A 10,567-nucleotide genomic window follows, 5' to 3' on the forward strand; every position below is an offset into this window, starting at 1 on the left:
AGTTAGGTATAAGACTTGATCTATTGATTTGCACTATCTTTATGCAGCTTTAAAATCCTGTTAACTTCGTTGATCAATAATGGAAAAGCCGGTTCTGTCATTCCATGACCATAACCATCCAATTCGAATAAACGAGTATCCTTATGGCCAATAACTTTCATCATTCTCATCAGGTAGGCATTTTCTTCATATCTTCCTAACATTTCCATTTCTCGGTCTCCTGTTATTAACAGCAATGGTGGAGCATCTGCCCGCACATGGTAAAGTGGTGCTAAACTATCTACAATGGCCTGTTCGCCCGGAATACCTCTCTCAGCCCGAACCGTGAAATGAGTAATTGTATGGCCACTAAATGGTATTAATCCAGCAATATCATTGGCATCAACTCCATATTTTGACAAATAAGACTTATCCAAACCCACCATGCTTGTTAAATAACCTCCTGCCGAATGACCTGATACAAAAACAAGAGAAGGATCACCTCCATACGTTTCAATATTTTTCATTACCCATGCTACTGCAGCTGCAGCATCATTAATATATTCAGGTGCTTTTACTTTAGGATAAAGTCTGTAATTAACTCCAATTACGGCTATATTCTTACCTTTTAAAGCTTCTGGTATTTCTTTGTTTCCACCTGTTAAACCACCTCCATGAAACCATACAATAGTGGCAAAACCTTTTAAATTCTCAGGATAATAAATATCTAAAACACAACGCTCATTTTTATAAGCATCGGCTTTGTTTTCTTCATCAGAATAGTAATGTTTGTTTAAATCTGTTTGATAAACGGTTTGTGCCATCACTGTCACCCCGACCATCAATAAAAGAATCGTTAGTAAGTGTTTCATTTTTAATTTATCTATAAAATATTTGGTTTAACTAAATCTCACATTAACCACACAATCAACAAATTATAATTGCAGCATTTTATATATGAAATAGAAATGATTAAATGATTTGATCTAACTTTTTAAATCTATTCAATTTTACTCTGTAATAATCGAAATAGACAATCATTTTTATAGTACATTTTAATCATTTCAGATACTCATAACAAGATAAACACTTTTAGTGAAGTTATCACATAAAAAAGGCCCGGTATTACCAGGCCCTAGAATTAAGCTATTATTCTAATCTAAAATTCTTCTTCCATTCCTTCACTATTATCTCCACCTCGTTTTCCACGTTTTTGAGCAAAATTATTTAAACGATATGATAATGTAAATGAGAACATGGGAGCATTTCGCCTTCTTTCACTATAGTTATAAAAACCAGGATCTTCACTTACACTAACCATTTGACCAGTATTAAATAAATCACGCACCTGCAAAACAGCAGATAATTTTCTATCCATCATATCCAGTCGATAAGCAGCATTTATCATATAGAAATCTTCATTTCTACCCTGCGCTGTAACTGTGGCACTATTGTAGTTTCCGTCCAACTGAAGCTGCATGTTTTTTCGAACCTTAAATGTATTACTTACTCTACTACTCCAGTTAAATGATGATGTTTCAAAAGATTGGTCATTCTTAAAGCCTTCAATTCTATAATTATATAAATCACCCATGATATTAATTTCCCACCATTTAGTTAGAGGTGTATTAAACATCGCCTCGGCACCTAAAGAATAATCCGTTCCAACATTCATAAAAGAAGTTAGCAAAATACCTTCATCATAAACAGTTTGAATACGCTCCACTTTATTATGCTTAACTCTGTAATATCCTTCCATTGATAATTGTGCTTTATCCCAACTTTTAAGATATCCAACTTCGTAAGCATCAATATACTCAGGAAGAAGATCTGGATTTCCCATACGAACATTAAACATATCCTCCCATGTTACGAATGGTTCAAGATAATAACCTCTAGGGCGATCAATTCTTCTTGAATAACTACCCATTATTTGGTTGTCTGATGGTAATTGATATGATAAATGAAGCGTTGGAAAATAATCCAATCGATCAATTTTATAATTTTGATTATCACGCTTTGTAGTTATATCGCGATATGTATATTCACCTCTTAAACCTATCTGATACCCGAAATTACCATACGTTCCATTAAAAGTTGAATATAATGCCATTATATTTCTGTCGTAATCGGTTAAATTACCTTTATCTGTTTGCTCAACAAAACCTCCATCTTGCCATATAAACAATTCGGTTTCATCCTGACTAATACTCCTACGCCCTTGAAAACCTGCTTCGAGTCTCTTATCACCCCCTAATGGTTTCACATAATCAAGACGCATCTCCCAACGTCCGGAAGGGCCAAATTCAGTTGTTTTAGTACCATCTGTAACAGCTCTGGATGCATCCTGTAATAGATTCTCAGAAGTATCATCACCATCTCTGTAACGATAGTTTAACTGAGCCGCAATTTCATGACCCTCTTGATCGAATTTATGTGTGTAATTTGTGGTAAGTGAATAATAATTACCGCCACGTTGTCCATTATTAAGACTTAATTCCTGCAGTTCATCACTTTCATAATTATCTGCCATGACAATGGTACGATAGTCAAGCAATGAACTATTTTCCATTTTAAAGTCACCCACTCTGAATCCAAATGTAAACACATCATTATCGGTAATATCCCAATCAAAACCTCCGCGTAATCCCATCATTCTGAACTCACGATCACTATCTCCGTTGGATTTAATGATTGTTGTAGTATCATTATTTGTAGTACTACGTTCACTGTAACTGGTTCCAGGAAATGGACGGTAGTTATAATCACCGCCCAAATTGAAATTAAATTTATTCTTACGGTAGTTTAATAGAAAATCACCTCCATACATACCAAACGAACCGCCTTTTAGGTTGAATAACCCTTGCACCCCTTGCATTCTATTTTTCTTGGTAACGATATTAATAATACCGCCTGTTCCATCAGGCTGGTACTTGGCTGATGGATTGGTGATTATCTCAATATTTTCTATTGTTGATGCCGGTATTTGTCGTAATACATCACTTGGATCCATAACAGTGGGTTTACCATCAATTAAAACAGTAAATCCGGTGCTTCCTCTGAGCGATACATTTCCTTCAATATCAACCCTGATAGAAGGAACATTTTCAAGCACTTCAACCGCTGACAAAGAAGCCGAAGTCATTTGCTTACCAACCGATACTACTTTTTTATCAATCTTATATTCAACACTCTGACGTTCAGAAACAACTTCTATTTCATCAATGGCAGTTGACGAAGCTCCTAACTCGATACTCCCTAAATCGATAATTTCCCGGGCACTTTTTACAAAAACATCATCAAAACGCTTATTATCATACCCTAAAAATGATACTACAATATAAAATGAACCTGGTTTCAGACCTTTCACTTTAAATTCGCCCTTTTCATCTGTAATGGTTCCGGTTACAACCGAATCGTCTTCTTTTTTATAAATGGCTACCGTTGCATATTCAATCGGAGCTTTCGTCTTTCCATCATAAATCTTTCCTTTTACAACACCTTCCTTCTCAATTGATTCAGGACTTTCGGCCTTCATCAAAGTTGTGCTGAACAGCAATACTGTTGTTAACAGCAATACAATTCTTTTAATTCCCATTTTTCTTTCTTACTTAAATCACTTATTTGATCTATTGACGTAAAACGGTCTCATTTCCTTCGTACAAATGCTAAAAAAATAACTAAACTTTTTAATACTTCATTTGAACAATTAATAATCAATGATTTGCTTTTACTATTATTTTTAAGTTCACGACCAGCATTTGCTGGTCGTTTCAAATAAAACAACAAATCTTTATCTTCGATCACAGAATTATCAAAATTAACATGGTTTTAACAAAGGACGAGCTCGAAAGATACAGACGCCATACAATTCTGCCAATGATTGGCATAAATGGTCAGAAGAAGATTAAAAATGCTAAAGTACTTATTGTTGGTATGGGAGGACTTGGCTCCCCTTTAGCGATGTACCTAGCTGCTTCTGGTGTTGGAACATTAGGTCTGGTTGACTTTGATAATGTGGAAGCTTCCAATCTTCAGCGACAGATTATTCATAAAACATCTAATATTGGAAAACCAAAAACAGAATCTGCTCTTGAATCTTTGGTGGAGATTAATCCCTATATAAAAGTTAATTGCTTTAATGAAGCTCTTAGCTCCGCAAATGCTATTGATATTTTCAATCAATATGATATTATTTGCGATGGAACAGATAATTTTCAGACGCGTTACCTGATCAATGATGCCTGCATATTAACGGGCAAAATCAACGTATTTGGCTCAATCAATCAGTTCGAAGGTCAAATCTCAGTTTTTGGAGCTGATAAGGGTCCCTGTTATCGTTGTTTATTTCCGGAACCACCAATTCCAGGCTCAGTACCATCATGTGCAGAAGCCGGTGTATTGGGCATTTTACCCGGTGTTATAGGAACTATAGAAGCAACAGAGGTTATAAAATTAATTTGTGGTATTGGTACTCCACTTATTGGTCGCTTATTAAATTACGACGCGCTATCCATGCAATTTAACGAAGTAAAATTTACTAAAGATAAGGATTGCCCTTGCTGCGGTATGAATCCTACCATTACCCAATTAATTGACTACGAAGATTTTTGCAACAACACAATAAGTTCATTTAAAGAAATAACTGCCAACCAACTAAAAGAACAAATCAAGAAGAAACAAATGCCTATTCTACTTGACGTGCGCGAAGATGATGAAGTAGCCTTGGGAACAATTACTGGAAGTATACATATACCGATGGGTGAAATACCTAATCGTCTGAATGAAATACCAAAAAATGAGACTGTAGTGGTTTTTTGTCATTTGGGTATACGAAGCAAAAACGTAATTCAATACCTGCAAGAACAAGGCTATCAAAATCTTGTAAACCTGAAAGGTGGGATTGATGCCTACCAATCTTTTTAGAAATAAAGTATTACTTAAAACTTTTTGCTAACGAATAAAACTAGTCCATACCTTATCCTCCCGGACTGGTAATTGATTTCTACTTGCATTCACCGCTTTGATTAGAAAGGCCATATTCTTACCTAAAACACGAGCTATCTGCACTCCTTCTTCGTCTTTCAATACCTCACCCGGACTACCTCCGTGTAAAACATTCCAATAGTTTGCAGTTGGTATAAACATCTCACTGTATTGCAAATAATGATTCAACGATTGAAACGCCTGCATACCTCCCGTGCGTCTCACAGTAACCACTGCAGTACCTACCTTATGACGAAATAAGCCTCCATTAGCACCTGCCACATAAAATGCTCTATCAAGAAATGATTTCATTGTACCGTTCAGATCCGCATAATAAACAGGAGACCCCAACAAAATCCCATCTGCTTCTTTCATTTTTTGAATGAAATTATCTACTTCGTCACCCTTTATAATACATTTTTCATCTTGTCTTTTTGAACAAGCACCACAACCTGTACATCCTTTTATTTCCTTTGATCCAACCTGCAGGATCTCCACTTCAATTCCTTCTTTCTCCAATTCTGCTGTTACAATTTTCAAAGCATGGGCTGTATTCCCATTTTTTTTGGGACTACCATTCAAAGCAACTACTTTCATATTTCAATTCCTATTTGACCAGCATTAATATCATCTATTAAATAACCAATATAATAAACCGATGCTATTATAGTTAAATACTAATAACTTTCTAAGGTAATTATAATATTAGTTTATTGAATCACTCAATTATCGTTTTAATGGAAAATGAAAACATATTCAGATTAAAAGTTTTGTGTTTGTTATTTTAATATCCTAACAATATAGTACACGAATTTCCATCTTAAGAAAAAAACTTTTTGATTATGAAACCTTAAATATTTGTCATAAATTTATTCATTACTTAAAAAGAATTATTCTTATATAATAATTTATGAATATAGATCAAATTAGAGAAAAAATTGCCAGCAAAGGACTAAAAATTACTCCTCAACGTGTTGCGATACTAGAAGCGATTTATAATCTCAATAATCATCCAACAGCTGAAAATATTGCAGACTACATTAAAATTAGTCAGCCTAATATAGCTATTGGGACCATATATAAAGTATTGGAAATACTTGTCAAAAATAAGATTATAAAAAAAGTAACAACAGAGGCAGACAAAATGAGATACGATGGAATAACGGAACATCATCATCATTTATACTGTATTGAATGTGATCTGATTGAAGATTATTTTGATGAAGAGTTGAATCAAATTTTAGAGCAATACTTTGCAAAGAAAAAAATTAACGGTTTTCATTTTAAAAATTTTGTAGTCCAAATAAATGGGACTTTCGATAAATGTTAAATTCTTAAAATTTAAAAAAATGGAAAATGAAGAACAAATTGTAGTAAGCATGCCAAGAATTGGCGATCCTGCCCCCGAATTTAAAGCAATTACAACCCAAGGTGAAATCAACTTTCCTTCAGATTTTAAGGGCGAATGGGTAATTCTTTTTAGTCACCCAGCTGATTTTACACCTGTATGTACTTCTGAGTTTATGACATTTGCAACAATGGAAGAAAAGTTTAATAATGCAAATTGTAAACTTGTTGGACTTTCAATTGATGGACTATATAGTCATATTGCCTGGTTAAGAACTATCAAAGAAAAAATTGAATACAAAGGCATGAAAGATGTTGAAGTCAACTTCCCTTTAATTGAAGATATTAAAATGGATGTTGCAAAAAAATACGGTATGATTCAACCAAATGAAGATACGACAAAAGCTGTAAGGGCAGTTTTCTTCATTGACCCTAAAGGAATTATAAGAACCATTATATATTACCCATTAAGTTTAGGAAGAAATTTTGAAGAATTATACAGAGTCATCATAGCATTACAGGCTGCAGATGAGTTTGGAATTGCAACACCAGCTGACTGGCAACCTGGAGATGATGTAATAATTGGCCCTGCTGGTTCATGTAGTGCAGCAAAAGGACGAATGGATGACAGCGAACTTGATTGTAAAGACTGGTTCTTCTGCACAAAGAAACTTGACAAGGATACAGTGTTAAATAAAGTTTTAAAAAAGAAGTAAAAGGTACTTAATGCTAATATTTTGTAAAAATAAAGCGGGGTAAACACTTATTTAATAGAATACTACCCCGCTTTTATATACCTTCACATTGAAAATATTTAACAAATTATGTAATACAGGCAAGTTTAAATTTAAACTACAATTTAACTTTTAAGCCAAACGGAAAGTAGGTAAGCGCATAAAAGTCATCAAATTCATCGGCATTCATTGGCGAATAATACACCCGATTAACAGGCAATAAAATTATTAAAGGTGAGGTTTCTAAATATAGACGTTTAGATAATTTAATGTTAAGTGTAAAACTAGCATTCACACTTATGCCGAAACTATCATGATTATCCCAGTTATTGTGCAAAGCACCTAATCCAACACCTGCCAACCAAAACAACTTCTCATTAGCTACACTTAGTTTATAATATCCATTTAAACTTAATTGACTTAAGTTACTATTGAGTTCGTTTAACTGATCATTAATAAAAAAGCCCAAATGTCTTGAATGCTCATAAGACAAACCATAATACCATTTATTCTTAATCTTTTTTTGATATTCAAAAAAGGTACGAACACCTAATGAATTATAACCATCAATTATTAAACCGCTTTGTATTGTCAGGTAATCATCTTTAATCTCTGATTGTTCATCTTGAGAATAAGAATTGATTCCAAACCAATTAATTAATAATAAAAAGGTTAGGATTCTCATTAAATTGGTCAATAAATGGTAATTAATGAAACTATTAATAAATAACTTAAAGATGAAAGTTAAATAACAGATTTAAAAAATAGTATAGCCCAGTACAAACGAAACCGTTTTATAATCAGCCTTCCAATTATAATAATTAATTAAAAAGTCTCTACTTGTTTTATATTGAATTTCAAGACTAATCTTATCCATATACTTATACCCTAGTCCAAAACAAAAATTATTACTCGGATATGCTTCCAGAGAATATAATAAACTTTTGTCATCACGAGTAAACTCAACTTTTGAATCAATACTACGATCAAAAATCATAGCTCCATCAACAAATATTTTTCCTTTATCATTTAAGAAAAAATAATGTCTTATTCCTACAGGTAATTCAATTGATTGATATTCCACATTGGTAATACGCACCCCACCAGATAATGATGAATCATCTGTTGATTGTGTTGAGTTATAGTATTGATAAGTTGGTTCAAAAATAACAGCCCATTTATTGTTGTTAAATGGCAAAACTAATTCACTCTCAATACCAAATCTATAATTTTGCTTACTCCCCATATCAACAGATATTTCATTATCTGTTCTGTTAATATTTAAATTAATTAAATTGAGACCGGGTCGTAAGTTAAGATTAAAAGAATATTTTTTCTGTTTTTCCTGGTAAATCAGATATTCCGATTCGACACATTGATTATATAAAACAAAAATTTTCACTAAATCTTTCTGACCATATTTGATATATTGAACATTTTTAGTTTCAATAACATCACATTTCAAGTCCAATAAAATTTGTTGTCTGAAATATGTATTTTCTGCTATATCAATTCCGTCAGTTAAATAGCGTTTATAAACCAATTGAGTAATTTCTGAATCCTTTAGACTATAAAAGAATCTAGTGTACTTTCCATCTTCATAGTTGTAGAGTGAAGCGTCACCTTCAATAAGAACTTTTAGAAATAATGTTTCTTTATTGAAAATTGGGTTTCTTTCTGAACTTAAATTTATTGTAGCATTACTGGATCTATCGATATCAACTTCTGCTCTTATAAATTTTACAACGCCATTAATACTAAATTCTTTTATTTCATTAATATCACCGGTTTGAACGGCACCTTCTTCAGATACTTTATACTCAAATTTTGTTGGATTATTCTTCCAACCAACATTTTTAATTAAACATTCATTTTTTTTGCCTGAATTTGAAATATAATATCCTTTAATATATTCAATTTGGGCTTTTGAACTTATACTAACAATTAATATAAGGCTAATTAAAAATATCTTTTTCATTTGATAACAGGATTAGATTTATGATATCAAAAATATAATTTTCAGTAGATATTCTAAAACAATTTTATTGATAAATGTAATATTTGATATTACCGCATATACAATAAATACAAAGGTCCTGACTAACAACTGTTAATCAGGACCTTTAAATTAAACTTATATATTATTACCAAACGCTCTTCTACTTTATTTTCTCTTTAAATAACTTTTTAAACTTATCCATTTTAGGAACTATCACAGCCCTACAATAAGGCTGATTACTATTATTTGCAAAATAATCCTGATGATAATCCTCGGCAGGATAAAATACTGAAAAAGGACTCACTTCTGTTACAATGGCCCGGGCAAAAATATGCTCTGCATCCAATGATTTAATTACCAATTCTGATGTTTCTTTTTGTTTCTCATTGTGATAGAAAACAACAGATCTGTATTGTGTTCCAACATCAGCACCCTGGCGATTTAGAGTAGTAGGATCATGTGTGGCAAAAAATACTTCCAGTAGATCTGTAAAAGATATTATTTCCGGATCAAAAGTGATCTGAATTACTTCAGCATGTCCGGTTAAACCACTACAAACATCTTTATAGGATGGATTCTTTATTTCTCCTCCACTATAACCCGACTCAACCTTACTCACACCTTTTAATTGAGAAAAAACGGCTTCTGTACACCAAAAACATCCTCCTCCGAACGTAGCTGTCTCTTGCGCCTGTATTGTCATTGCTATTATAATTGTTATTGCAGTTAAAATTGTTTTCATTGCAAATGCTTTTCTCAAAAACACTTCTGCAAAGGAATAGTTCGATTATTGAATCGTTAATTAAGAAATCAAAAATCGGATCATCGACATATTGAGGAACATTCCACAGCTTTTTGTACTTTTGAGAAACCAAGAATTAAGTATATTATGAGCGGATATCCACCATTGTAAAATTTTTTATAATGTGATATATTTATTTTATATATATTTAATATTCAAAACATTAAAACACATTAACTTTAAAAGTTATTTCAGATTTATTGAAGGATTTTTGAACTCAAATCATTATTAACCTCTAAATTGATACTTATAATTTCGAAAAAAATGCAACATTTGCCCTTCTTTATAATGTGACCATATGAAAGAACTAATAAATAAAACCATAATAAACGAATTTAAGGCAAACAGCATTGATATGCGATGCAGAATAGAAGACTATGCGGTTGTCGGTAACAAACCAATGACCTATAAAATTGATCTATTTCTTGGCGATGGTGGCAGATTTATCAGTATTAGGATTTATACGCTTCCACCCTTCGAGCCTGTTATTATGACTATTAACCCAATGGAATTAAAGAAGATTACAAGGTATTTTAATATTCTTGAAGAGGCTTTTAATGAAATAGAAAGGAAAGCACCTGAAGAGTTTAATTAATGCGGATATCATTATTCGTTTATTATTAAACGTAAGCATCCGGTAAAGTCCATGTTGGTTTGATGAAAACCAGCAAAACTTTCAAATTAATTTGAAAACATTCGGAGTAATTTGAAAGTCCTTTG

10 protein-coding genes are annotated in these 10,567 nt (G+C 32.5%); 4 read left to right on the forward strand and 6 right to left on the reverse strand.

The window, feature by feature from the left end; genetic code table 11:
• Positions 1-20: 20 nt before the first annotated feature.
• Both ACRD62_RS14820 and ACRD62_RS14825 read right to left on the reverse strand, forming a co-directional pair.
• On the reverse strand, positions 21-851 hold the full coding sequence (locus tag ACRD62_RS14820; RefSeq protein WP_430820887.1) for an alpha/beta hydrolase: 831 nt from the start codon (positions 849-851) through the stop codon (positions 21-23).
• Positions 852-1,138: 287 nt separating this feature from the next.
• On the reverse strand, positions 1,139-3,577 hold the full coding sequence (locus ACRD62_RS14825; RefSeq protein ID WP_430820888.1) for a TonB-dependent receptor: 2,439 nt from the start codon (positions 3,575-3,577) through the stop codon (positions 1,139-1,141).
• A gap of 227 nt (positions 3,578-3,804) precedes the next feature.
• Between ACRD62_RS14825 and moeB the strand changes: the two genes are divergently transcribed.
• Positions 3,805-4,905, forward strand: a complete 1,101-nt coding sequence (gene moeB / locus ACRD62_RS14830) for a molybdopterin-synthase adenylyltransferase MoeB (protein WP_430820889.1) — start codon at positions 3,805-3,807, stop codon at positions 4,903-4,905.
• A gap of 27 nt (positions 4,906-4,932) precedes the next feature.
• On the opposite strand, the gene ACRD62_RS14835 is transcribed toward moeB, so the two are convergent.
• Positions 4,933-5,562 (reverse strand): flavodoxin family protein, encoded by a 630-nt coding sequence (locus ACRD62_RS14835; RefSeq protein ID WP_430820890.1) that lies wholly within the window; start codon positions 5,560-5,562, stop codon positions 4,933-4,935.
• A 313-nt stretch (positions 5,563-5,875) separates the two neighbouring features.
• Between ACRD62_RS14835 and ACRD62_RS14840 the strand changes: the two genes are divergently transcribed.
• A complete protein-coding gene (locus ACRD62_RS14840) occupies positions 5,876-6,295 on the forward strand; it encodes a Fur family transcriptional regulator (protein WP_430820891.1) in 420 nt (139 codons plus the stop codon).
• Positions 6,296-6,314: 19 nt separating this feature from the next.
• Entirely contained in the window at positions 6,315-7,028 is a 714-nt protein-coding gene (locus tag ACRD62_RS14845) for a peroxiredoxin (protein WP_430820892.1), read from the forward strand.
• A gap of 136 nt (positions 7,029-7,164) precedes the next feature.
• On the opposite strand, the gene ACRD62_RS14850 is transcribed toward ACRD62_RS14845, so the two are convergent.
• The 3 genes from ACRD62_RS14850 to msrA form a co-directional block, all read right to left on the reverse strand.
• Positions 7,165-7,731, reverse strand: a complete 567-nt coding sequence (locus ACRD62_RS14850; RefSeq protein ID WP_430820893.1) for a hypothetical protein — start codon at positions 7,729-7,731, stop codon at positions 7,165-7,167.
• A 72-nt stretch (positions 7,732-7,803) separates the two neighbouring features.
• Positions 7,804-9,024: a hypothetical protein gene (locus tag ACRD62_RS14855; RefSeq protein ID WP_430820894.1), complete on the reverse strand. Its 1,221-nt coding sequence runs from the start codon at positions 9,022-9,024 to the stop codon at positions 7,804-7,806.
• Positions 9,025-9,205: 181 nt separating this feature from the next.
• Positions 9,206-9,787 (reverse strand): peptide-methionine (S)-S-oxide reductase MsrA, encoded by a 582-nt coding sequence (gene msrA / locus ACRD62_RS14860; protein WP_430820895.1) that lies wholly within the window; start codon positions 9,785-9,787, stop codon positions 9,206-9,208.
• 358 nt (positions 9,788-10,145) lie between these two features.
• On the opposite strand from msrA, the gene ACRD62_RS14865 reads away from it, so the two are divergent.
• Positions 10,146-10,442, forward strand: a complete 297-nt coding sequence (locus ACRD62_RS14865) for a hypothetical protein (RefSeq protein WP_430820896.1) — start codon at positions 10,146-10,148, stop codon at positions 10,440-10,442.
• Positions 10,443-10,567 lie beyond the last annotated feature (125 nt).

It is taken from the genome of Carboxylicivirga caseinilyticus (assembly GCF_050589785.1).
In the GTDB taxonomy this organism is placed as follows: Bacteria; Bacteroidota; Bacteroidia; order Bacteroidales; family Marinilabiliaceae; genus Carboxylicivirga; species Carboxylicivirga caseinilyticus.

Coding starts and splice junctions, on each gene's coding strand:
- ACRD62_RS14820 (WP_430820887.1), bottom strand. CDS start 851: ATGAAACACTTACTAACGATTCTTTTATTGATGGTCGGGGTGACAGTG.
- ACRD62_RS14825 (WP_430820888.1), bottom strand. CDS start 3,577: ATGGGAATTAAAAGAATTGTATTGCTGTTAACAACAGTATTGCTGTTC.
- moeB (WP_430820889.1), top strand. CDS start 3,805: ATGGTTTTAACAAAGGACGAGCTCGAAAGATACAGACGCCATACAATT.
- ACRD62_RS14835 (WP_430820890.1), bottom strand. CDS start 5,562: ATGAAAGTAGTTGCTTTGAATGGTAGTCCCAAAAAAAATGGGAATACA.
- ACRD62_RS14840 (WP_430820891.1), top strand. CDS start 5,876: ATGAATATAGATCAAATTAGAGAAAAAATTGCCAGCAAAGGACTAAAA.
- ACRD62_RS14845 (WP_430820892.1), top strand. CDS start 6,315: ATGGAAAATGAAGAACAAATTGTAGTAAGCATGCCAAGAATTGGCGAT.
- ACRD62_RS14850 (WP_430820893.1), bottom strand. CDS start 7,731: ATGAGAATCCTAACCTTTTTATTATTAATTAATTGGTTTGGAATCAAT.
- ACRD62_RS14855 (WP_430820894.1), bottom strand. CDS start 9,024: ATGAAAAAGATATTTTTAATTAGCCTTATATTAATTGTTAGTATAAGT.
- msrA (WP_430820895.1), bottom strand. CDS start 9,787: ATGAAAACAATTTTAACTGCAATAACAATTATAATAGCAATGACAATA.
- ACRD62_RS14865 (WP_430820896.1), top strand. CDS start 10,146: ATGAAAGAACTAATAAATAAAACCATAATAAACGAATTTAAGGCAAAC.